This is a genomic window from Marinactinospora endophytica, assembly GCF_054780875.1.
The window spans coordinates 372,145-394,138 of the sequence record NZ_BAAGVM010000001.1 but is presented as its reverse complement, the minus strand read 5'-3'; the positions used below and the strand labels follow the sequence as shown (position 1 = coordinate 394,138).

At 70.1% G+C, this 21,994-nt stretch carries 21 protein-coding genes; 3 read left to right on the top strand and 18 right to left on the bottom strand.

The features are described from left to right. Positions 1-23 precede the first annotated feature (23 nt). From ACYVHU_RS01750 to ACYVHU_RS01730, 5 genes are all read right to left on the bottom strand, one after another. On the bottom strand, positions 24-326 hold the full coding sequence (locus ACYVHU_RS01750; protein WP_078760353.1) for a hypothetical protein: 303 nt from the start codon (positions 324-326) through the stop codon (positions 24-26). A gap of 169 nt (positions 327-495) precedes the next feature. After that, the gene (locus tag ACYVHU_RS01745) at positions 496-1,086 is read right to left on the bottom strand and encodes a GTP-binding protein (protein WP_078760352.1); all 591 of its coding nucleotides are present in this window, start codon (positions 1,084-1,086) and stop codon (positions 496-498) included. A gap of 34 nt (positions 1,087-1,120) precedes the next feature. Continuing rightward, a complete protein-coding gene (locus tag ACYVHU_RS01740) occupies positions 1,121-1,615 on the bottom strand; it encodes a DUF742 domain-containing protein (RefSeq protein WP_394330028.1) in 495 nt (164 codons plus the stop codon). A 23-nt stretch (positions 1,616-1,638) separates the two neighbouring features. Then, on the bottom strand, positions 1,639-2,040 hold the full coding sequence (locus ACYVHU_RS01735; protein ID WP_078760350.1) for a roadblock/LC7 domain-containing protein: 402 nt from the start codon (positions 2,038-2,040) through the stop codon (positions 1,639-1,641). A 223-nt stretch (positions 2,041-2,263) separates the two neighbouring features. Next, complete coding sequence (locus tag ACYVHU_RS01730; RefSeq protein ID WP_078760349.1) at positions 2,264-5,389, bottom strand: sensor histidine kinase; 3,126 nt, start codon at positions 5,387-5,389, stop codon at positions 2,264-2,266. A gap of 479 nt (positions 5,390-5,868) precedes the next feature. Here ACYVHU_RS01730 and ACYVHU_RS01725 point away from each other — a divergent pair, with 479 nt between their 5' ends. Beyond that, a complete protein-coding gene (locus tag ACYVHU_RS01725) occupies positions 5,869-7,074 on the top strand; it encodes a D-alanyl-D-alanine carboxypeptidase family protein (protein WP_432936116.1) in 1,206 nt (401 codons plus the stop codon). 51 nt (positions 7,075-7,125) lie between these two features. On the opposite strand, the gene ACYVHU_RS01720 is transcribed toward ACYVHU_RS01725, so the two are convergent. The 11 genes from ACYVHU_RS01720 to ACYVHU_RS01670 form a co-directional block, all read right to left on the bottom strand. Next, a complete protein-coding gene (locus tag ACYVHU_RS01720) occupies positions 7,126-7,329 on the bottom strand; it encodes a dihydrofolate reductase family protein (RefSeq protein ID WP_235000746.1) in 204 nt (67 codons plus the stop codon). A 27-nt stretch (positions 7,330-7,356) separates the two neighbouring features. After that, positions 7,357-7,647 (bottom strand): dihydrofolate reductase family protein, encoded by a 291-nt coding sequence (locus ACYVHU_RS01715; RefSeq protein ID WP_235000744.1) that lies wholly within the window; start codon positions 7,645-7,647, stop codon positions 7,357-7,359. Positions 7,648-7,696: 49 nt separating this feature from the next. Next, positions 7,697-8,428 carry a hypothetical protein gene (locus tag ACYVHU_RS01710; RefSeq protein WP_327307852.1) on the bottom strand — a complete coding sequence of 244 codons (732 nt, stop codon included), beginning with the start codon at positions 8,426-8,428 and terminating at the stop codon, positions 7,697-7,699. 431 nt (positions 8,429-8,859) lie between these two features. Further along, complete coding sequence (locus tag ACYVHU_RS01705; RefSeq protein ID WP_078760347.1) at positions 8,860-9,879, bottom strand: LacI family DNA-binding transcriptional regulator; 1,020 nt, start codon at positions 9,877-9,879, stop codon at positions 8,860-8,862. Between the two features lie 99 nt (positions 9,880-9,978). Beyond that, positions 9,979-11,445 (bottom strand): GH1 family beta-glucosidase, encoded by a 1,467-nt coding sequence (locus tag ACYVHU_RS01700; protein WP_078760346.1) that lies wholly within the window; start codon positions 11,443-11,445, stop codon positions 9,979-9,981. After that, a complete protein-coding gene (locus tag ACYVHU_RS01695; RefSeq protein ID WP_078760345.1) occupies positions 11,442-12,356 on the bottom strand; it encodes a carbohydrate ABC transporter permease in 915 nt (304 codons plus the stop codon). Before ACYVHU_RS01695 ends, ACYVHU_RS01700 begins: the two co-directional genes overlap by 4 nt. Then, positions 12,353-13,360, bottom strand: a complete 1,008-nt coding sequence (locus tag ACYVHU_RS01690) for a carbohydrate ABC transporter permease (RefSeq protein ID WP_432936123.1) — start codon at positions 13,358-13,360, stop codon at positions 12,353-12,355. The genes ACYVHU_RS01695 and ACYVHU_RS01690 overlap by 4 nt, the downstream gene beginning before the upstream one ends. A 128-nt stretch (positions 13,361-13,488) precedes the next feature. Further along, entirely contained in the window at positions 13,489-14,757 is a 1,269-nt protein-coding gene (locus tag ACYVHU_RS01685; protein WP_498947386.1) for a type 2 periplasmic-binding domain-containing protein, read from the bottom strand. A 254-nt stretch (positions 14,758-15,011) separates the two neighbouring features. Further along, positions 15,012-15,866 (bottom strand): MetQ/NlpA family ABC transporter substrate-binding protein, encoded by an 855-nt coding sequence (locus tag ACYVHU_RS01680; protein WP_078760343.1) that lies wholly within the window; start codon positions 15,864-15,866, stop codon positions 15,012-15,014. A 40-nt stretch (positions 15,867-15,906) separates the two neighbouring features. After that, on the bottom strand, positions 15,907-16,587 hold the full coding sequence (locus ACYVHU_RS01675) for a methionine ABC transporter permease (RefSeq protein ID WP_078760342.1): 681 nt from the start codon (positions 16,585-16,587) through the stop codon (positions 15,907-15,909). Then, positions 16,584-17,540: a methionine ABC transporter ATP-binding protein gene (locus ACYVHU_RS01670; protein WP_078760341.1), complete on the bottom strand. Its 957-nt coding sequence runs from the start codon at positions 17,538-17,540 to the stop codon at positions 16,584-16,586. Before ACYVHU_RS01670 ends, ACYVHU_RS01675 begins: the two co-directional genes overlap by 4 nt. A 703-nt stretch (positions 17,541-18,243) precedes the next feature. Between ACYVHU_RS01670 and ACYVHU_RS01665 the strand changes: the two genes are divergently transcribed. Beyond that, on the top strand, positions 18,244-19,278 hold the full coding sequence (locus tag ACYVHU_RS01665; protein ID WP_078760340.1) for a coiled-coil domain-containing protein: 1,035 nt from the start codon (positions 18,244-18,246) through the stop codon (positions 19,276-19,278). A 128-nt stretch (positions 19,279-19,406) separates the two neighbouring features. On the opposite strand, the gene ACYVHU_RS01660 is transcribed toward ACYVHU_RS01665, so the two are convergent. Both ACYVHU_RS01660 and ACYVHU_RS01655 read right to left on the bottom strand, forming a co-directional pair. Further along, positions 19,407-19,838, bottom strand: coding sequence for a PPOX class F420-dependent oxidoreductase (locus tag ACYVHU_RS01660; RefSeq protein ID WP_078760339.1), 432 nt, complete (start codon positions 19,836-19,838; stop codon positions 19,407-19,409). A 251-nt stretch (positions 19,839-20,089) separates the two neighbouring features. Then, positions 20,090-20,263, bottom strand: a complete 174-nt coding sequence (locus ACYVHU_RS01655; protein WP_200813517.1) for a hypothetical protein — start codon at positions 20,261-20,263, stop codon at positions 20,090-20,092. 548 nt (positions 20,264-20,811) lie between these two features. On the opposite strand from ACYVHU_RS01655, the gene ACYVHU_RS01650 reads away from it, so the two are divergent. Next, on the top strand, positions 20,812-21,900 hold the full coding sequence (locus tag ACYVHU_RS01650; protein WP_235000793.1) for a hypothetical protein: 1,089 nt from the start codon (positions 20,812-20,814) through the stop codon (positions 21,898-21,900). The last annotated feature ends 94 nt before the right edge of the window (positions 21,901-21,994 follow it).

Genomic DNA, 21,994 nt, shown 5'->3' with positions numbered 1-21,994 from the left:
CGGCTCCCCGGCCACTCCCGCGCTCAGGGCTCGGACCGGGACCGGGGCGCGGGCACCGTGGGCGCGCCGTCCCCGGCGGCCGCGGAGTCGTCCTGCCAGTCCAGGAGCAGGTAGGTGGTGTCGAAGTCGCGTCCGCGCCACTGTTCCAGGGACAGGTACAGGCAGTCGTCGGGCTCGTCGGAGAGCGGGATCGTGAACTGGTAGCAGCCGAAGTCGCGCAGGACCTCGCGCAGGGACCTGGCCCGGCGGCGGCGGACACCGGCCGTGTCGGCCTGCCACGCCTCGGGCCGGGAGAGGTCGGTCTCGCGTACGATTCCCCGGATCATGAGTCCCCCCTTCGGCAGGCGCGCCGACCCACGCGAGGCCGGCCTCACGATCGTTGTCCCCGCTCGGGGCGGGCCCCACTCCTCGACCCGGCGGCCGGGCGAACAAGGAACGCGCCGCCTCGCCGATGTCGGCGAGACGGCGCGTACGCGGTCTCCTGGCGCGTGGCCGTCACCGCCAGGAGCTCTGTCCTCCGGTCGAGGTCGGCTGCCCCGCGCTCGCGGCGTCCCCGACGGTGATGGCGTGCTCCACCAGGGTGATGAGCGTCGCCTTCGTGGAGGTGCGGTCACGCGCGTCCACCTGCACGATCGGGATGTTCTCGTTGAGCGTGAGGGCGTCACGGACCTCGGAGGCCGTGTGCGGGTAGTAGCCGTCGAAGCCGTTGATGGCCACGATGAACGGCAGCCGCGCCTCCTCGAAGTAGTCGATGGCCGGGAAGCAGTCGGCCAGCCGGCGGGTGTCGACCAGGACGACGGCGCCGATCGCGCCCTTGACGAGGTCGTCCCACATGAACCAGAAGCGGTGCTGGCCCGGCGTGCCGAACAGGTAGAGGATGAGGTCGGAGTCCAGTGAGACGCGGCCGAAGTCCATCGCCACCGTGGTGGTCTGCTTGTCCGGCGTCTTGGCGAGGTCATCGACCCCGACGCTGGCGCTGGTCATGACGGCTTCGGTGGTCAGCGGCACGATCTCGGAGACGGAGCCCACGAACGTGGTCTTGCCGACGCCGAACCCTCCGGCGACGACGATCTTGACCGACGTCATCGCACTCGCCACAGCACCGCCCTCATCGGCCGCGCTAGAGCTTGCGAAGTCCACTGAGCACCCTTTCAAGCAGGTTGGTGTTGGGCCGGCTGTCGGTGTTGAGCGACGATCTGATCTGGACCAGCCCCTGCTCCGACATGTCCGCCACGAGCACCCGAGCGACACCTAGCGGAATCCGCAGCAGTGCGGAGATCTCCGCGACGGAGCGCCATTCCCGGCACAGATCGCTGATTGCCTGGCATTCGGGGGTCAGGGTCCCGAACTCGTTGCGAGCGGTCGCAGTCGTGGAGATCAGCGCCTCCAGCGGCAGCTGCGACCGCGGTTTGGTACGCCCCCGCGTCACAGCGTAGGGGCGTACGAGCGAACTCGGCGCGCTGTTGGCGGCCGGCCACTGCTGTCGGTCTTGTGGTTGCTGGCCGTGCCGCGGAGCGTCGGCGCCCGACACACCGTCCGTCAGCGCCCGGGAGGCGCCGGCGGGCTGGTGTCCGAACCATGAGGTGCTCCCGGCATCCCTACCGTGAGGTGCCACCACTTCCTCCTGTCGGTGGTGGTTCAGTGGACGCCCGAAGTGCGCGCCGCCGGGGTCAGCGCCCGGCCGGCTCGCTCCACGAGAAGGGTCATCTCGTAGCCGATGAGGCCGAGGTCACACTCCGCCGCGGCGAGGACCGCCAAGCACGAACCATCACTGATCGCCATGATCATCAACAGACCGCGCTCCATCTCCACGACGGTCTGAGCGACCGCGCCGCCCTCGAAGACCCGGGCAGCCCCCTGCGTGAGGCTGGACAGCCCCGAGGCGATCGCCGCGAGCTGGTCGGCGCGGTCCGTGGGAAAGCCCGCGGACGCCGCGAGCGGCAGTCCGTCGGACGACACCACGATCGCGTGCGCGACGTCAGGCACACGGTTAGCGAAGTCAGTGATCAGCCAGTTGAGCTCGTTCACCGGTTGACTCATCTGCTCTCCTGTCGGTCCCAGCCTTCGCATCGGCCGTCGGGGGTGGAGCCGGCCAAAAGCCAAGATTTCATCGTTATCGACTTTATTGCGAGTGAATGTCCAAGAAGTGCGGATGATGCTAATTCATGGCTCATCCGTGATCTACGGCGCCCCCGCCGGCACGGTCCACGGGCCGGCCCCCGGACCATGTCCGGGGAGCGTCTCCCATCGATCCTGGCGACCACTACTTCTCCTTGGACGACTGCTGTTCTCCGGCAATGTTGCGGCCCTGACGGACCCCCTGCTGGAAGCTGGAGAACCTGCTGCGGACCCGCTCGGCGGAACGTGTCGGGATCTGCTTGAAGTTCTCCGGCTGGGGAGCCGTACCGGGAACAAGGTTTGCCTTGGGAACGCGTTTTGGCAAGCCCGCGGACGTCAAGCCACCGGCGACGGGCTCGCTGGCGCTCTTGGCGGCCTTCCATCCGGTGTCGGCCTCCGAGCGCCACTCGTCCTCGGGACGTCCCGAGGAGGGCGCAGCCGGCGGCTCGGGAGCGCTCATCGGCTCGGCCTTGGCTCCGGCCGGCACGCCCGCGCTGTTGGGCGGCGTTCCCAGGCCGATCGGCCCGGTCTCGGGGGCGGTGACGGCCGGACGCACCGTGCGACGGCGGAACCAGTTCGACTCGATCGAGTCGAAGATCGGCAGCGGGCCGCTGTTGTTGTCCGGGGCGGGCGGGACCACGGTCCCGTGGCTTGAGCCGCTGCCGTAGCGCTTCGACAGGTAGGCCGTGGAGCCGTACCCCTCACGGGAGTCCTGTCCGGGCGGGGTGGCCGGCGGCTGGACCTGGTAGGGCTGCGGCGTGGCCGCCTGCTCCTTCCAGGGCCGGGACTCCTCCAGCGGCTGCTGCGGGGAGGACTGGGGCTGCTCCCGCCACAGCGGCTGCTCCTCGACCGGGCGCGGCGTGGCCGCCGGGGGCTCGACCGGACGCTCGGGCTGGAGGGGCTGCGGGGCCTGCGCCGTGGGCTCGGGCCGGGCCGGCTGCGGGGACTGCGCGGGACGCTCGGGCTCGGCAGGCTTCTTCCAGGCGTCGTTCCACAGGTCCTGGCCGCTCGGCGGGTGCTCCTCACGTGCCCGGCCGGCCTGCGCCGGGTCGGGACGCTTGGGCAGGGTCTCGCGCCGGTCCTGTTCCCACAGGGGCCGCTCCTCGCCGGCCGGGGTCTGCCACGCCTCGGCGGGGTCGGAGGGCGCGGGAGCCGAGGCGAAGGCCGCCGTCGCCTCGGCGTAGGTGTCGGGGACGCCGGCGCGCCCGCCGCCCAACGCCGGCGGGGTCGGGTCGACCGGGGTAATCAACAGGTCGGCCGGCAAGACGATCAGCGCGGTGATACCCCCGTTGTGGGCGGGGCGCAGGCGCACCTGGATGCCGTGCCGGTTGGCCAGGCGACTGACGACGAACAGACCCATTCGGCGGGAGACCGCGACGTCGATGACAGGGGGCTCGGCCAGCCGCTGGTTGGTCGCCTCGATCTCGTCGGGCGACATCCCGATGCCGCTGTCGGTCACCTCGACCATCACCTCACCGCCGTCAAGGGCGCGGGCGGTGACCGAGACCTGGGTGTCGTGGGAGGAGAAGGAGGTCGCGTTCTCGACCAGCTCGGCCACGAGGTGGATGACGTCGTTGACCGGCCGGCCCAGGACGGAGATGTGCGAGGGGGCGCGGACGTTGACCCGCTCGTACTGCTCGACCTCGGAGATCGCACCGCGCAAAACGTCCACCAGCGGGATGGGCTGGGCCCACTTGCGGGTGTTGTCCTGACCGGACAGGACGAGCAGGTTCTCGTTGTTGCGGCGCATGCGCGTCGCCAGGTGGTCGAGCTGGAACAGGTCGGCGAGACGGTCGGCGTCCTGCTCGCTCTGCTCCAGACCGTCGATCAGGCGGATCTGCCGTTCGACCAGCGTCTGGCTACGGCGTGAAAGGTTGACGAACATCGAGTTGACGTTGCTGCGCAGCGCGGCCTCGTCGGCGGCCAACCGCAGGGCCACGCGGTGGACCTCGTCGAAGGAGCGCGCCACCTCGCCGATCTCGTCGCTGGAAGCCACGTCGATCGGGGTGATGCGGATGTCGTCGACATCGGCGTTGGTCTCACGCATCCGGTGGATCGCCTCGGGAAGGTCCTGTTCGGCGATCCGCATGGCGCCCTCACGCAGCCGCCGCAGGGGACGGACCATGGAACGGGCGACGAGCATGGTGATGACGATGACCGCGGCGATGACCGCCAGAATCACCAGCGAGTCGAAGATCGCCCGGTTGAGCGCGTTCCCCTTGAGGTCGGCGGCCTGTTGACGGGTGTCGGCGGCGATCTGGGACTCGACCTGCTGCATGAGCCCCAGCGACTCGGTGGAGACCTCCTGGTACTCGGCGGCGCTGTCGCCGGAGGTCAGGCCGGTCAGCTGCTGGTCGGTGTTGGTGCGGATCATCACCCGCAGCCGCATGGTGGCCATGCGGCTGACCTCCAGGCCGGTGAAGGTGTCGTCGTAGATCTTGCGCTGCTCGATCGTCGCGCTGGACTGGAAGTTCTGGAGGTTGTTGTCGTAGCGCGCCCGGGCGCCCTCGATGGACTCCTGGATACCGCCGGACATCGACCCGCGCATCAGGGAGTACAGCATCAGCGAGGACTCGTGGGAGAGCTGGTCGCGCGCCCGGCTGAGTTCGGCGAGGGTGCGGGCGCTCTCGCGCAGCGAGGTGTTGTCGGTTCCTTCGGCGATCGTCTCGGTGAAGCCGACGAGGGTGTTGTTGAGCTGACGGTACTTCGTGACCGCGGGGAGGACCGAGATACGGGTCTCACTCACCTCGTCGCGGATCGTGGACAGGTTCTCCAGGTTCGTCAACATCGCCTGGAGCCGGTTGGAGATCAGCTCGGTGCCGGGGTCTCCAAGCTCGTTGGCGCCGTTGCGCACCTCGTTGACCGCCTGGTCGACGACTTTCTGCTGGTCCTCCAGTTGTTTACCGAGCTCGGGCGAGCGTTCGGCGGGGTTGGGATCGTCGGCGATGTAGGCCGCCGTCAGCAACCGTTCCCGGCCGAGCTCGTTACCAAGCGTGACGACCGTCTCAGTGAGCGCGGCCATACTCTCGATCCGCTCGTGGGTGAGCGTTCCGGAGACGTTCTCCGAGATGCGCAACCCACCGAGCAGCACCGCGACCGCGGTGGGGAGGACGATGAGCGCGACGAGGCGGGATCGCACGCGCCAGTTGCGCGGCGCCCACCAACGGGCCGGACGCTCCGACTGCTCCTCGTCTCCGCCGGCGTGTTCCGCCTGTTCGGGGAGCTCGTCGTGGGCCGAATCGGCTCCAATTCCCGTCGCTCGTGTCGACACGGACCCTCGCAACCTTTCGTGTTACCGCCTCGGGCAACGGACATGGACTCCCTGAGCACGATCCACCCGGCCTGCGTGTGGAGGCCTGAGGGATGCCGGGGACGGCCGATCGGCCTGCCGCACACGGCGATCCGGCGCCGAGAAGGGGGGAAGCTTTCTTCGCCAGGACCCGACTCATGGGGGGGGAGAGGCGTCGTCCACCATTAAACCGAAACGGGGGACGTGAGATCGATAGCGTATCAATCCGTCCGGACGTCCGGGATACCTCGATTATCCCTAATGCCGGACTCGATCTGACGATGGATTATTCATCCTCCCTGCTATCCGGTCCAGCACTCTCCCGCATCAGTGAGGTCACGATCCCCCACCGCTCCGTCCCGCTCTTCGATAACTTTTCGGACACACCCTGAGCTCCCTGTCAACCGATTCCCCGAAGTGGCATTCTGTGTCCGCACACGCACGTTTCGGGGGGAGCGTCTGTGAGGCACGGTGAACGCGCGCGCCCATTCCAGGGCGGATACGGGGGCGTCCGCGCTGCGGCGGTGGTGCTCCTGGGGGCCTGGCTGGCGATCGCGGGGGCCACCCCGACCGCCGCCGGAACACCTCCCGGGCCGGCCAGGCTCGGAGACGACCTGGACGACGGCCCTGGACCACAGGACTCCGTCGGGGCGCTCAAGAGCCGGATCGCGGCGGTACAGGCCCGGCTGGACGACCTTCAGAGCGCGGCGGACCAGGCCATCCTCGACTACCACGGGGAACTGGACCGTCTGGACGAGGCCGAGAAGGCCTATGACAGCGCCCGGAGCAAGGCGGCCAACGCGGGGGAACGCCGTGAGGCGGCGCGCCGCGACGCGGCCCGCTACGCCGCCTCCGCCTACATGGGCGCCGACCTGAGCATGGCGACCGCGTGGGTCTCCCCTGACGGCCCCCAGGAGGTCGCCGACCGCAGCGGCTACCTCCGCCTGCTGGCCGACCGACGGAACGATGTCGTGGACCGGGCGACCGCCTCCAGCACCGCGGCCGACGCGATCGAGGAGCACGCAGCGCAGACCCGCGACAAACAGCGCGAGGCCGCCGACGCCGCCGCAGCGGCCAAGGACAGGGCCCTGGCCGCGGTGCGCGAGCAGGAGGAGTCGATGGAGTCGATCCTGGCCGAGCAGACCGAACTGGAGAACCGGCTCGCCTCCGTCAGCGACGACGCCGGGCAGGAGCGCAAGCGCAGGGCCGCGCTACAACAGGCCCGCGACGCGGCGGAGGGGAGCTCCACCGACGCCGGGTGCGACGGCACCGCCGCCGCCGGCTACGCCAACGGCCAGATCCCCGAGTGGGCGCTGTGCCCGTTGCCCCAGCCGGGTGAACGTCTACGCGCCGACGCCGCCGTCGCCTTCATCGAACTCGACGGCGCGTTCCGCGAGCGGTTCGGGCGTCCGATGTGCGTCACCGACTCCTACCGGCCGCTGGCGGAACAGGTGGCGCTGTTCCACCAGATGCAGGCCGGGATGGCCGCCCGCCCCGGGACCAGCACCCACGGGCTGGGCCTGGCCGTCGACCTGTGCGGCGGGGTCAACGTCCACGGGTCGGTGGAGTACGACTGGATGATGTCCGTCGCGCCCGACTACGGATGGCACAACCCCGCATGGGCGCAGAACGGCTTCGAACCCTGGCACTGGGAGTACCTTCCCTGAGCCCGCGTCCAGGCCGGCTCCCGCGCCATCAGGTGGGAGCCGGCCGCCCGGTCAGCGTGAGACGACGCGGTAGCGCAGGTCCGCGCGTCCGCCCGAGGCGGTGAGCGAAATCGGCTCCAGATGCACCCGCCGGCCGCCGGGAACCTGGAAGAGCCGGATCCCGTCGCCCAGCATGATCGGTGCGACCTGGACGAGGACCTCGTCGACGAGCCCCTCCTCGAAGCACTGCCGAACGGTGTCGGCCCCCGTCACCATGCGGCGGCGAGTGCCCGCTCGACCGCCTCACGGACACCACAGGTGGAAGGTGACCGGGGAGTCCGGCGCGGCCTGGGCGGGTGCCCGATGGGTGAGGACGAACTGGGGCCCCTCCCAGGCGCCCTCGTAGATCTCCTGGGCGTCGCGCAGCCCCACCTCGTAGGTGCGACGGCCGGCGAGCACCGCGCCCGTGGCCCGCATGACCTCGTCGGCGGCCTCGTTCGGCTCCAGGCCGGCGAAGACCCAGTCCATCGCGTCCTCGGGCCCGGCGATGAAGCCGTCCAGGGACATCGTGACGTGGACCAGGACCTTCCCCATGGCCTCATGCCTCTTTCACTCGCGATGGTGGCCGGCCGACGGGGACGGATCAGGCCGCGGCCCCCACCCGGATCTCGAACTCGCCGAGCGTCCCCCCGTCAACGTGGAACTCCTCGCCGGATTCCAGCGGACGGCTCGCAGCGGGCAGGGCGATGGCGATATCGCCCTCGAGCTCCTCGGTCCAGGCGAGCTTACCGTCGAGGGCGGCCGAGGCCACCTCCTCCCCCTCGACCGTCGCCGTGACCGTCAGGTCGGAACCGTCGAACTCGTCGTGGGTGACGATGGCCGGCCCCAGCGTCAGACCGACCGGCTCACCGGTGGAGGACAGCCACAGACAGGCGAGGGTGTATCCCGCGTGCAGTCCCCGCCCCCCGAACAGGGCGGCGACCCCGACCTCGGCCACCAGCGCCCCCACCCCCGCGGGCACCATGATCCCGTCGTCCGTACCGCGGACCAGGTCGGGCGTGATCGCGCACGCCTCGCCGGAGGCCCGGCGCACCATGACGGGGCCGGCCGGCAGGTAGGGCGCGCACAGACGTGTCTCGAACTCCACGATGATCTCGACCGGGGAGGCCAGGGCGCGTTGGAAGGCGTCGGCGAGCGCGTCACGGCTCTCGGCCAGCAGCTCGGGCACGGTCTCCTCACCCGGGTAGCCGAACACGCAGCCGTCGTCGACGACCCCCGGCCGCTCCGCTCCCCCACTGGGGGACAGATAGGTGACCCAGCGCATGAACTCCCCTCCCATGGTGGTCGCGTCGACGAGGCGACCGCTCGGATTCACGGTATCCCGGCGACGAAGGTGGCCTGGCGGCGCGGCTCAGCGCGATCCGGCCGCCGGCGCGTCCAACGGGTTGTGCTCCCGGCCGGTCCCGCCGCACATGCGGCACTCCTCCTCGACCCGGACCCAACCGATCACCCCGTCGGCGTCGCGGAGCGGACGTTCGGGACGCCACCGTCTGGTACCGGCGCAGAAACGGCAGGGCCGGCCGGCGCCGGCGCACCATTCACATCCGTCCACCCCGCACCGCTGCCGCGTGCGCCCCACCCGCATCCGCCCCGTTTCCACGTCACGCCGTCGCGCACCGCCGGGCGCGCCCGCCCCGTCCTGTTCCCTCCCGTGCCATGGCATCAGGGAAGGACCGGATTCAGCGTCGCACAGCAGGTGAGGCGGCGTCCAGAGGGTGCCGCGGCCCTACGCCCCGGTAGCCTTCGTCAGGTGGAATCGCGCACGACCAGGTAGGCGTCGAGGATGACCCCGCCCGGTTCGCGCACCTCCCCGGCGAGGCCGTCGGTGAGGATGCGGGCCATCTCCCGTCCCATCCGCTCGATCGGCTGGTGGACCGACGTCAGGGGCGGGTCGGAGTGCAGGGCGAGGTCGGAGTCGTCGTAGCCGATGATGGCGATGTCCTCGGGGACGCGCATACCGGCCTCCTTGACCACCCGCAGCGCGCCGAGCGCCATGAGGTCGGAGGCGGCGAACACCGCGTCGGGACGGGCGGCCAGAAGCTCCCGCATGGCCGCCTCGCCCCCCTCGTAGCTGAAGTCGCCGTAGGCCAGGAGGGCGGGATCGACCCTTCTCCCCACCTCCTCGAGCGCGCCGCGGTAGCCGCGGAGCCGGTCGATGCCGGCGACCATGTCCTGCGGCCCGGCGATGGTGGCCACGCGCTCGCGTCCCCCCTCGACGAGGTACAGGGTCGCCGCGCGGGCGCCGCCGACGTTGTCGGTGTCGACGAAGTGGACGGCCCTCGGCTCGGCGTCCAGTGGCCGCCCGCCGTGCACGTAGGGCACCCCCGCGCGTTCCAGCAGCCCGGGCAGCGGGTCGTCGCTGTGCAGCGACACCGACAGCACACCGTCGACGTGGTGGCCGGTGAGGTACTCGGCCAGGCGTTCGTGTTCGGCCGCGGTCCGGGCCGTGGCCAGGAGCAGCTGCAACCCCCGGTCGTTGAGGACGGAGCTGACGCCACGGACGATGCCCGCGAAGAAGGGCTGGGCGAACAGCCGGTCATCACGCTCGGAGACGACCAGCGCGATCGTGTCGGTGCGCTGGGTGACCAGGGTCCGCGCGGCCTTGTTGGGCACATACCCCAGCTCCCGCACCGCCCTGAGCACCGATTCGCGGGTGGCCTTGCTGACCTGCTGCGAACCGTTGATGACACGGGAGACCGTCCCCCGGCCCACCCCGGCCCGCTCGGCCACCATCTCCAGCGTCGGCCGCTGCCGACGAACGCTCATCTGCCGTCCTCCCATTTCGGGCGCACACACACGGCCGCCCCTCCTCCTCCACCAATAGTGGTACACGAAGGGGCGGCGATGTCCGGTTTCGGGGAAGGTTCAGGACTCCCTGAGCAGTCCTCCCCTGCGGATCACATCGGAGTACCACAGGGCGCTGTCCTTGAGCGTGCGCCGCTGGGTCTCGTAGTCGACGTGGACGATCCCGAACCGCTTGGAGTATCCCCAGGCCCACTCGAAGTTGTCCATGAGCGACCACACGAAATAGCCGCGCATGGGCACGCCGGCCTCGATCGCCCGGTGCACCTCGCGCAGGTGCGCGTCGATGTAGGCGGTGCGCTCGTGGTCGTGCACGCCGCCGTCCTCGGTGATCACGTCCTCGAAGGCCGCCCCGTTCTCGCAGACATAGAGGTCGACGCCCGGGGCCTCGGCGGCCAGGCGGGTCATCACCGCGTACAGGCCCTCGGGCTCGATCTCCCATCCCATCGCGGTGGTGGGCAGTCCCCTGCGGACGAACGCCATGGGAACGTCGCCGAGCCGCATCGCGTTGTCGCCGTCGTCCAGCGTCGCGGGGTCCACCCGGGCGGGGTCGCCCGACACCCACTGGGGGTTGTAGAAGTTGATCCCGAGCATGTCCAGTGGGGTGGAGATCACAGCGAGATCGCCGTCACGGACGAACCCGAAATCGGTGATGGAGGCCAGCCCCTCGACGATGTCCTCGGGGTAGGCGCCGTGGAACAGCGGGTCGGTGAAGATCCGGTTGCGCAGTCCGTCGGCGAAACGGGCCGCAGCCTGGTCGGCCGGGCTGTCGGTGTCGGGCCACATGACCGTCTGGTTGTGCGCCAGGCCCAGTCGCGGGACACGGTCGAACTGCCCGGCCTGCTCGCGGATCGCCGCGACCGCCAGGCCGTGGCCGAGCAGCAGGTGGTGGGCGGCGGCCAGGGCCGCGGCCGGATCGGTGCGGCCGGGCGCGTGGACGCCCTCGCCGTAGCCGAGGAAGGAGGCGCACCACGGCTCGTTGAGGGTGTTCCAGTTGGTGACCCGGTCGCCGAGCGTGCCGTGGACCACGGCGGCGTACTCGGCGAAGCGCAGCGCGGTGTCGCGCACGGGCCAACCGCCGTCGTCCTCCAGCTGCTGGGGCAGGTCCCAGTGGTACAGCGTCGGCCAGGGGTCGATGCCCGCCGCGAGGAGCTCGTCGACCAGCCGGTCGTAGAAGTCCAGGCCGGCCCGGTTGATCCCGCCCTTACCGTCGGGCTGGATGCGCGGCCAGGCCACGGAGAAACGGTAGGCGCCCAGGCCGAGTTCGCGCATGAGCGCGACGTCCTCGACGTAACGCCGGTAGTGGTCGGTCCCCGGCTCCCCGGTGTCGCCGCCGATGACCTTGCCGGGCGTCGCCGAGAAGGTGTCCCAGATGCTCGTTCCGCGCCCATCGGCGGTGGTCGAGCCTTCGACCTGGAAGGACGCCGTCGCCGCGCCCCAGACGAAGCCCTCGGGGAAGCGGACCTCGGTCGCCTCCCCCGCCTTGGGGGCGGGAGCCGGGGACTGCGTGGATGAAGGAGAAGGGTTCACGCTTTGATCGCACCTTCCATGATCCGGCCGACGAGCTGACGGCCGAAGACGATGAACAGGATGAGCAGCGGGAGGGTCGCGAACGTCGATCCCATGAACATCAGCGAGAAGTCACGAGAGTAGGCCGAGACGTTGAGCTGGTTGATGGAGACCTGGACGGTCGGGTTGTCGGCGTTGAGCGCGGCGAGCGGCCAGACGAACTCGTTCCAGGTGGTCATGAAGGTCAGCAACCCCAGGACGATCATCGCCGGGCGCAGGGCGGGCAGCACGACGTTCCAGTACATCCGGAACGTGGAGCAGCCGTCGATGCGCGCCGCCTCCAACAGCTCGTCGGGGACCGTCTGCTCGACGTACTGGCGCATCATGAACACGCCGAAGCCGCTGACCAGGAACGGCACGATGACCGACTGCAACTCGCCCCGCCAGCCCAGCCAGTCCATGAGCATGAGCAGGGGGATGATGCCGACCTGCACCGGGACCGCCATCGTCACCACGACGGCGACGGTGAAGGCGCCGCGCCCCTTGAACCTCAGCTTGGCCAGGGCGAAGCCGGCCAGCGAGCAGAAGAAGACGACCGCCACGGCGACCGTGGTCGAGGCGATCAGCGAGTTGGTCAGACCGGTCGTGAAGTTCGCGGTGGTGTTGGCGAACAGGCGCTCCATGTTCAGGATGAAGTTCCCGCCCGGCAGCAGCGTGGGCGGGCGCTGGGAGGCGGCCGAGGTGTCGCGGGTGGCCACGACGAACATCCACCACAGTGGGAAGACCGAGAGCAGGACCGTGATGATCAGCGCGATGTAGGTCAGCGGGGTGGCCTCGCGCATCGTCCCCCCGCCCTTGCGCTTGCGGGTACGGCGCGGGGAGCCTGCGGCGGGACCGCCGGGTCTCGTTGTCGTCAGGGAGGTGGCGGTCATGACGCACTCCGAATCCGGCTGCTCAACAGGGCGTTGACGATCGAGAAGAGCACGACCAACAGGAACAACGCCCAGGAGATGGCGGCACCGTAACCGTAGTTGCCGTAGCGCATGGCCTCCTGGAATACCAGCATCATCACCGTCTGGAACTGTCCCTGTGTGCCGCCGGCCATCGTCCCGTCGGTACCGAACACCGAGGGTTCGGTGAACAGCTGGAGCTGCCCGATGGTGGAGATGATGACCGTGAAGATGATGGTGGGACGCAACATCGGGATGGTGATCTGCCAGAACTGGCGCATCCGGCTGGCGCCGTCGAGCGCCGCCGCCTCATAGACGTCCTTGGGGACGGCCTGCATCGCGGCGAGGTAGATCAGCGCGTTGTAACCCACCCACCGCCAGTCGATCATGATGGCGATGGCCACCCAGGAGGCGTACTTCTCACCCCGCCAGTCGATCGGGTCGATCCCGAGGAATCCGAGACCGTAGTTGATGAGGCCGTACTGGGTGCCGAAGAGCTGGCTGAACACGATCGCGACAGCGGCGATCGAGGTGATGTAGGGCAGGATCAGCACCATGCGGAACATGGTCCGCCCGCGCAGCCTGCGGTTCAGGGTGTCGGCCAGGAAGAGCGCGATGAGCAGCTGCGGCACGACCGCGATGAGGAAGATGCCGAGGGTGTTGTAGAGCGCGTTCCAGAACTTGGCGTCACCCATCAACCGGGCGTAGTTGTCCAGGCCGACGAAGCCCTCGTTGCCGCCGATGAGGCTCCACTCGTGCAGGGAGACCCACACCGTGTAGAGCAGCGGGAAGAGCCCGAAGATCGCGAACAGGATGAAGAACGGGGCGATGAAAAGGTAGGGCGACGCCTTGGTGTCCAGCTTCGTCCACAGGAACCGGCGTTCCTCCGTTCCCTTCGGGCTGCCCGGTGCCGCGGCACCGCGGCTCCCGCCCGTGGGGGGGACCGCGGGTGGCGGGGCGCCACCGCGCTTGAGAGGAGTGGTCACGTCGCGCGCTCCTTCGAAGAATTCCGTATGCGTTGAGGAGGGTGATGAGGGCGGCCCGACCCGGCGCGGCCGGGCACCGGGGAGGGGGTGCCGGCCGGCCGGGCGGGCCGCGTGGTCAGGTCGGGAGGTCAGCTCTCGCCGGTGGCCCGCTTGGCCGCCTCGACGGCGGTGTTCCACGCCTCGTCGGGGGTGGCCTGTCCCTGCTCCACCGACTCCTGGGCGGCGCGGAAGGCGTCACCGATGGCCTGGTTGTCCGGGCCGAAGTAGACGGGCTCCAGCTCCTTGGCGCTGGCGCCGTAGATCTGGCCGACCGGGGCGTTGTTGAAGTACTCGCGCTCGAACTCCTGGACCTCGGGGCTGTCGATCGCCTCGGGCGAGGAGGGCAGGACGTTGGCGGAGTTCCAGGCCTCGAGCTGTCCCTCGGGGGAGGTCAGGAACTTGGCCAGCTCGGCGGCCATCTCCGGGTGCTCGCTCTGCGTCGGGACCGCCAGCCAGGAACCGCCCCAGTTACCGCGCCCCTCGGGGACCGCGGCGACGTCCCACTTGTTGGCGCCGGAGGTGCCCGCGGTGCTCTCGATGTGGCCGAGCATCCAGGCCGGGCAGGGCAGCGTCGCGAAGGCGTTGCTCTGGATCGCGGCGTTCCACTCGTCGGACCACATCGGCAGGCTGGCGGACAGCCCCTCCTCGGCCATGCGGGTGACGAGGTCCCACGACTCGCGGATCGTGGGGTTGGTCTCGACGACGAGGTTGCCCTCGGTGTCCTGGAAGGTGTGCTCGCCGCCCTGGACGGTCAGCACGCTGAAGTAGGGGGTGATCGTCGAGACGAAGTCGGCGCCGGTCTCGATGAAGTCGTCCCAGGTGGGCCAGAGCTCGGCGACCTCTTCGCGGTCGGTGGGCAGGCCGGCCTCCTCGAACAGGTCGATGTTGAAGCACATGCCCATGCTGCCGATGTCGGTGCCCAGGCCGACGAGCTTGCCCTCGGTGTCCTTGCCCTGCTCCCACTTCCAGGCGAGGAAGTTGCCCTCCAGCTCCTCGGCGCCGTACTCGCGCAGGTCGACGAACTTGTCGGACTGCTGGAGGAACTGGACGGCGTTGCCCTCCTCCAGCGCGACGACGTCGCCCGCTCCGCTGCCCGCGGCGATGTTCTGCTGGAGCTGCGGGGTGTACTCGGCGAGGTCGGTGATGTTGCGTTCTTCGATCGTGACGTTGGGGTGCTCCGCTTCGAACTGCTTGTACAGCTCGTCGTAGCCGAAGACCCCGTAGGTGTCGACGACGAGAGTGATCTCGCCGTTGGCGTCGGCGGAGTCACCGCCGCCACAGGCGGTCGTGAGGAGGAGTGCACCGACCCCGGCCGCCGCGGCGGCGGCCTGGAAGGGGCGACGTCGGAAGGTTTGCATCTGCGGACCCTTCTCCGGCAGGAAAGTCAACGACGGGGCGTCCCGTACCCCCCATATGGGAGCGCTCCCACAAGAGAAGCCCTTCCGTGTGGTCTACGTCAATCCCCCGACATGACGGCGAAACATAACCGTTACCCCGATCACACCGCCTCGTCCCACCCCCACGACGCCGAAAGGGCCGTGGCCCCGCGTCTTCACGCGGGGCCACGGCCCTCGACTCGGCGTCCCTCCCGGCCCCGAGGGGCCGGACGACGTCAGGCCTGGTTCTCCACCGGGAACACCACGCCCTGCCAGGTCTCCTCGATGTAGGAGACGACCTCGTCGCTGTGCAGCAGCTCCGCCAGCTTGGTGACCGCGGGGTCGTCCTGGTCCTCGGCCCGCACGACCAGGCCGTTGGCGTAGTTCTCGACGTAGTCGGCGCCGCCGTCGGGCTCCCAGGCCAGCGTGTTGGCCTCCGTCGCCAGATCGGCCTCGATCGCGTAGTTACCGTTGACCACGGCGGCGTCCACGTCACCCAGGGACCGCGGGAGCTGGGCCGCCTCCAACGGGGTGACCTTGATGTCCTTGGGGTTGTCGGCGATGTCCTTCTCGGTCGCCAGCGCGCCGGCCTCGGGATCCACCGTGATCAGACCCTCGGCCTCCAGGGTGGTCAGAGCGCGGTCGAGGTTGGCGGCGTCGTTGGGCACCGCGATCTCGGCCCCCTCGGGAATGTCGGCCACGTCCTCCACCTTCGTGGAGTACAGCCCCAGGCGCTCGACGTGGACGTCGCTGACGTAGACCAGCTCGTCGTCGGGGTTGGCCGCCTGCCACTCGCCGAGGAAGACGCGGTGCTGGAAGTAGTTCGCGTCGAGCGCGCCCTCGGCGAGCTGCGGGTTGGGCTGGTTGTAGTCGGCGATCTCCACGATCTCCAGGTTCAGCCCGGCCTCCTCGGCCAGGTTCTCCTGGACGAAGCCCAGGATGTCGCCGTGGGGGACCGGGTTGACGCCGATCCGCAGCGTGGTCAGATCGCTGTCGCCCTCCTGCTGGGCCGCGTTCTCGCTCGGGCTGCCGCACGCGGCGAGGGTGGTGGTCAAGGTCGCGGCTGCGAGGATCGCCCAGGGCTTGCGCACGGTGTGCTCCTTGTCGTTGCAGTGATGTCGGAACGGGCTCTCAGCGGTGGGACATCCGCCGCACGAGCACGTCACCGAGGCTCTGGATGAGCTGGACGACGATGACGAGGAAGACCACGGTCGCCCACAGGTAGTAGTCGTCGAAGCGCTGGTAGCCGTAGCGGATCGCGATGTCACCCAGACCACCGCCGCCGATCGCGCCGGCCATCGCCGAGTAGGAGATGAGCGCGACGATCGTCATGACCAGTCCGGCGATCAGTCCCGGCAGCGCCTCGGGGAGCAGCACCTTGGCCACGATCGTCAGCCGTCGCGCGCCCATGGCGTGGGACGCCTCGATGACGCCCCGGTCGACCTCGCGCAACGCCGTCTCGACCAGGCGGGCGAAGAACGGGATCGCCCCGATGCTCAACGGCACGATGGCGGCCGTCGGCCCCAGCGTGGTGCCGGTGAGGAACCGGGTCAACGACAGCACCGCCACCATCAGCACGATGAACGGCAACGAGCGACCGATGTTGACGATCGCGCCCAGGACCGCCTTGACCGCGGGGGCCGGGGTCAACCCGCCCCGGTCGGTCATGACGAGCAGCACCCCCAGCGGCAGGCCGAACAGGACCGTGAACAGCGTGGCCCACAGGACCATGTAGAGCGTGTCCAGGGTGCCCAGCCACAGCACGGGCCACATGTCCGGCCAGCGCTCGGCGAGTTCGTGGATCCAGCTCATCGGGTCGACTCCTCCACCAACAGCCCCTTGTCCTTGAGATAGGCCAGGGCCGCAGCGCGGTTGGCGCCCTGGATGCCGACGTTGAGCCGGCCCACCGACTGGCCCGAGACGGTCTCGACCGCGCCGCCGAGGACGTTGACGTCAACGTCGAACCTGCGGGTCAGTTCCGACATCAGCGGCTCGTCGAACTGCCGCGGATAGGTGATGGTGACGACGCCGGGGGCGTCGGCGGGCGGCAGTGGGAACAGGGACCGGGCGAGCAGCGACCCCGGTGTGGCGAGCAGGTCGAGGACCTTGCCGGACTCGCGGAACACGCCCTGCTCCATGATCGCGGCGGAGTCGCAGATCCGCTTGATCACGTCCATCTCGTGCGTGATGAGCAGGATGGTCAGGCCGAGTTCGCGGTTGAGGTCGCGCAGCAGTTCGAGGATGGACTCGGTGGTCGCCGGGTCCAGCGCCGAGGTGGCCTCGTCCGACAGCAGGACCTTGGGACTCGACGCCAGCGCCCGCGCGATCCCCACCCGCTGCTTCTGGCCACCGGACAGCTGTGCCGGGTAGGCGCGGGCCTTCTCCTGGAGGCCGACGAGTTCGAGGAGCTCGCCGACACGGCGGCGGCGCTCGGCGCGGCCCACCCCGGCGATCTCCAGCGGGAAGGCCACGTTGGCCGCGACCGTGCGCGAGGACAACAGGGCGAAGTGCTGGTGCACCATGCCGATCCCGCGCCGCGCCGCGCGCAACCGGGCCCCGCTCAGGGAGGTGAGGTCCTCGCCGTCGACGGCGACCGTTCCCGCGGTGGGGCGTTCCAGCAGGTTGACGCAGCGCAGCAGGGTGCTCTTGCCGGCACCGCTCTGGCCCACGACGCCATAGATCTCGCCTTGACGGACGTGCAGGTCGACGCCGTCAAGCGCGAGCACCTCGCGGTCTTTCAACCGGTAGACCTTGCGCAGGCCCACAGCGTTTATCACTGGGTCTTCCTCGTTAAGTTTCCGGATGGGTGCAGGGTCCGCCACGGCCCGGGACCACGCGGGGACCGGCCGCACGGCGCGGGGTCGCGCCGGGGCTGGGCGGCGGGGCCGCCGCGGGGAACGCGCCCGGGGGCGCGGGATCTCACGGAGGCCGGGGCTCAGCCGCGCATCAGGCAACACCCGCCGGCGGAACGGTGGCAGGACAGGTACCGCCGCCCGCGCGTCGTCGCGACGCAGGGGTGCGCACCGCTCATCCGTTCACCATCCACGTAACTAGACAACCATTCCCGCCGTGTCCACATTGCGGTGGAGCGGGTTACCTCCGCCACAAAACCCACTATAACAGTAGGAAAATGTGATCCGAGTCTCCCTAGCTGAACAGGCCGCATGGGCCATGACACAGATCACCCGAAACGTCCGCTTTCCCCTTGCCGGACACCTAGACTCGTCCGCGAGTGCCCGACCCTCCCCATCCCCGGGCGTGATATTGGCATCGCGATTGGCAAGAGAGTCAATTTTTCCTAAAGTGCTCGACGTCCGGCCACGAGCTTCCTCGGCCCCGCCCTCCGGGACGTCCCCGTCCTCGGACGGAGCCGACCACACGACGCGGCCCGCGGCAGCGAGCAGACCCCGCTCCCGGGAAGGCCAGTGCCCTCTCCCGGGAGTCCTGCGCCTATCGAGGAGCGAGAGAGTGCAGCCCGACCGTTCGACCGGCGACGACTACGCCGACTTCTGGGCGCCCGATCCGCCTTGCCCGTCCCGCAGCGCCCTCGCGCGCCCGCGCCTCGGCGCGGCGTCACTGCGCCGCTCGGGGGTCGCCATCGCGGCCTTCGCCCTGGTGGCACCGTTGACCCTGTCCCCCGCTCCCGCCCTGGCGGTGGCGCCCGCGCCGGCGCCGGCCGAGGACCTCGACAGCCTCCTCGCCCGGGCCGACTCCCTGAGCGAGGAGTACAACGGCGAGCTGCGGGACATGGAAGGCGTCATCGCCGAGGCCCAGGAGGCCGAGGAGCGCGCGGACTCGACCCAGGAACAGGTCGACGAGGCGCGCGACGAGGTCCGCCGGCTCGCCATCGCCACCTACACCGGCGGCGGCCTGGAGCCGGCCATGACCCTGTTCGTCGAGGACGACCCCCAGGACATCATCGACCGCGCGGTGATGGTCGACCACCTCGCCACCAGCAACCGCGACAAGATCACGCAGCTCGAAGAGGCCGTCGCGCAGGACCGCGAGGCGCAGGAGGCCGCGCAGGCCAAGGTCGAACAGGTCGAGGCCGACCTCGCGGCGCTGGAGGAGCGCCGCGAGGAGGTCCAGGCGATGATCGCCGACTACCCGGTGCAGCAGATGGGGGGTCCCGACAACCTCACGCCGCGCACCCGCCAGATGAAGGAACTCATCATCGAGGAGTTCGGGGAGAACCGGGAACACGGCGGCGTCGGCTGCTATCGGCCCAACGGGGGCTGGGTGGTCGGCGAACACCCCAAGGGCCGGGCCTGCGACTTCATGGTCGACGCCAACGGGCAGATGCCCTCGCAGGAGCAGATCGACCACGGCTACGCCATCGCCGAGTGGGCGCAGGAGAACGCCGACCGGCTCGGGATCATGTACATCATCTACCGGCAGAAGATCTGGGACATCCGGCGCGGTGACGAGGGCTGGCGCGACATGGCCGACCGCGGCAGCATCACCGAGAACCACTTCGACCACGTGCACATCTCGATGTTCTGACGGGCGCGCGGCCCGCTCCGCCACGGTGAGGCGCCGTCACCGTCGCGTCCCGGCCCTTGGCGCCCCACCGCGTCGAAGCTCCGCGGCCCGCGTTCGCCGGTCTGATCCCGCGTGGACCGGCTCCGCCCTCAGCGGAGCCGCTCGCCGTAGACGTGCTCGACGGCCATCGTCATGAGCACCCTGCGCTCGGACACCATCACCGACCGGTACTCCGCCCAGTCGGGGTGCTCCCCGGCCGCGCGCCGGTAGTACTCGACCAGCGCCTCGACCTCGGGGCCGTGGGGGTCGCCGCCCGGCCCGGTGAGCGTCACCGTGCCCTCGGCGGTGGCCCACGCCCACCCATCGGAGCGCGTCACCTCGATCGCGGCCCGCGGGTCGCGTCGCAGGTTGGCCGTCTTGGCGCGCCCCTCGGTCATCGACACGTAGACGGTGTCGGTCCGCGGGTCGTAGAAGGGGCTCACCGGGGAGAGCTGCGGCCGACCGTCCGACTTGATGGTCGCGAGGACGCCGAGTCGGCTCTCGGCGAGCAGCTCACGCGGGTTGAACGGCGCGTCGGTCATATCGTGATCCCCATCTCGTCGGAGGCCGTGGTCGTTCCCAAGGTACGCCGCTCTCTCGGTGCCCACCCGGCATTCCACGGTTCGCCGGCGAGACGGGCCGAGCACCGCCCCGGGCAGGCCGCCGCGGGGCCGGCCTCGGGCCTGCGGGAACGCGGACGGCCGGCGCCGTGCGGCGATGGCCGGCGGCGGTCGATGGGAGTGGAAGCCCGTCCGTAGGGCTCCGCCCCGCCCTCCCGCCGCGGGCTCGGGAGTCAGCCCCCCAGACCGGAGAACACCGGCGCGTACATCACCGTCATGCACCCGGCCATGACGGCCAGCACCACCGCGATCGCGACGACGAAGACGGCCCAGGCGAGCGGTCCCCGCCGGGGCGGCTCGGCCCGCGCGTCCTCGTCACGTCCAGCCGAAGAAGACGGAGACGACATCAGCGCACCCTCCTGTCCGGTCGCCGGGCTCCCCTGCCCACCGCTCGCCGGCAACTCTAGGCGCCGCCCGGCGGCCCCGCCGGGCTCTCGGCCGCCTTTCCCGCCACGATTCGCCAAAAAGGCGTGGCCATCGGTCCCGCCCGGGTTTCGATCCGGCAACGATCGCGGCCGCGCCTTCCCCCGCCGGGGTTCCCCGGGAGCGCCGCAGGCAGCACAGTCCAGCTACAAAAGAGTGACGATCCGCCTGCTTCCTCCCTTGATGTCTGCCCTCCAGCCCCCGTCTCGGGCTAGGATTTCAGCTCTCGCGTCCCCCGCGGAACCGGCCGCCTCCCACGTCAACGGCCCGTTCCCCGGACGTGACGCCGGAGGTCTTGTCCGCTTCCTCACCCCCAAGACGCGGCCACCGGAAACGTCACCGACGACGCGTAAGCTTCCGGTGCCCCGCGGACGGCCGGCAGGAGTGCGCCGGGCAAGTCATCCAGTTGGAACCATGGGGCGTTCACGTGCGTCCCAGGACGGAACACAACGCAGCGGGCGCGAGGGGAGCCATGAGCGACAACGGACCCTACACACAGCCACCGCAGTACCCCGGTGGTGACTCAGACTCCGGCGGACAGCCGGGCCACTACGGTGGCGGTTACGGCGGAGCCGGCCAGCAGGGCGAGCCCGGTGGCGGCCAGCCCCAGTACCCGAGCGGCCCCTACCCGTCGTCCCCCTATGGCGACAGTGGCGGCCAGCCCGCCTACCAGGGCGGCCCCTACGGCCAGCAGCCCGGCGCCCCGCAGTTCCAGCAGCCCCACGAACAGCAGATGTTCCAGGGCGGGCAGCCGCCTTATGGCCCCGGTGGCCCCGGGGGTCCCGGCATGGGGATGCCCGGTTACCCGCCGCAGCCGCCCGCCCCGCGCAAGAGCAACGCCGGGCTGTGGATCGTCATCGGCGGTGGCGCGGTCATCCTGATCCTCGTCGTCGCGGTCGTGGTGATGCTGATGCGTAACGGCTCCAGCGAACCCGCGCCCTCGGCCGGTGGCGGCGACGCCGGCACCTCGCAGGAGCAGGAGCAGCAGAGCGGCCAGGAGCAGGAGGGCGGCGACGAGGGCGGCACCACCAGCGCCGCGGGCGAGCCGCCTTACACGCTCACCGAGGACCCCTGCACGGCCATCACCGAGGAGAAGGCCGCGGAGATCGGCGCCACGGACCCGAGCAAGTACCTCAGCGACAACAACTCCTCCTGCACCTGGAGCGTCCTCGGCGAGGACGGCACCTACGGCACCCTCCAGGTCGACTACTCGGTGCCCTACGGTGCCTCCGACTCGGTCGAGGGCGCCAAGGAGGACTTCCAGTTCAACCTCGACTACGCCACCGACGAGACGAGCGACATCCTGCCGACCAAGGTGCTGGAGCAGCAGGACGTCAACCTCGGTGACGAGGCGAAGCTGATCTTCAGCGAGCAGGAGTCCTTCGGCAACCAATCCGTGGCGACCCTGCTCATCCGCGAGGACAACATGAACCTGGAGATCATCTACACGATGAGCCCGGACATCATGTCCGAGGGCGCTCCCGCGCCGTTGGAGTTCTCCGACGTCGAGGGGCTGATGCCCGAGCTCGGCAAGCAGGCCCTCAACCTCGTGGGAAGCTGACGCCGACCTGTCCCGAAGGGGCGCGTGGATCCTCCACGCGCCCCTTCGCGCGTCCGCTCCCTCTCGGGGCGGGCGCGTTGTCCGAGTGGCGCGC

Excerpts from the sequence above, each read along its gene's own strand:
- ACYVHU_RS01685 (WP_498947386.1), bottom strand. The coding sequence starts at position 14,757 with ATGCAAACCTTCCGACGTCGCCCCTTCCAGGCCGCCGCCGCGGCGGCC.
- ACYVHU_RS01735 (WP_078760350.1), bottom strand. The coding sequence starts at position 2,040 with ATGAGTCAACCGGTGAACGAGCTCAACTGGCTGATCACTGACTTCGCT.
- ACYVHU_RS01750 (WP_078760353.1), bottom strand. The coding sequence starts at position 326 with ATGATCCGGGGAATCGTACGCGAGACCGACCTCTCCCGGCCCGAGGCG.
- ACYVHU_RS01715 (WP_235000744.1), bottom strand. The coding sequence starts at position 7,647 with ATGGGGAAGGTCCTGGTCCACGTCACGATGTCCCTGGACGGCTTCATC.
- ACYVHU_RS01655 (WP_200813517.1), bottom strand. The coding sequence starts at position 20,263 with ATGTCGTCTCCGTCTTCTTCGGCTGGACGTGACGAGGACGCGCGGGCC.
- ACYVHU_RS01705 (WP_078760347.1), bottom strand. The coding sequence starts at position 9,879 with ATGAGCGTTCGTCGGCAGCGGCCGACGCTGGAGATGGTGGCCGAGCGG.
- ACYVHU_RS01650 (WP_235000793.1), top strand. The coding sequence starts at position 20,812 with ATGAGCGACAACGGACCCTACACACAGCCACCGCAGTACCCCGGTGGT.
- ACYVHU_RS01675 (WP_078760342.1), bottom strand. The coding sequence starts at position 16,587 with ATGAGCTGGATCCACGAACTCGCCGAGCGCTGGCCGGACATGTGGCCC.
- ACYVHU_RS01660 (WP_078760339.1), bottom strand. The coding sequence starts at position 19,838 with ATGACCGACGCGCCGTTCAACCCGCGTGAGCTGCTCGCCGAGAGCCGA.
- ACYVHU_RS01695 (WP_078760345.1), bottom strand. The coding sequence starts at position 12,356 with ATGACCGCCACCTCCCTGACGACAACGAGACCCGGCGGTCCCGCCGCA.
- ACYVHU_RS01720 (WP_235000746.1), bottom strand. The coding sequence starts at position 7,329 with ATGGTGACGGGGGCCGACACCGTTCGGCAGTGCTTCGAGGAGGGGCTC.
- ACYVHU_RS01745 (WP_078760352.1), bottom strand. The coding sequence starts at position 1,086 with ATGACGTCGGTCAAGATCGTCGTCGCCGGAGGGTTCGGCGTCGGCAAG.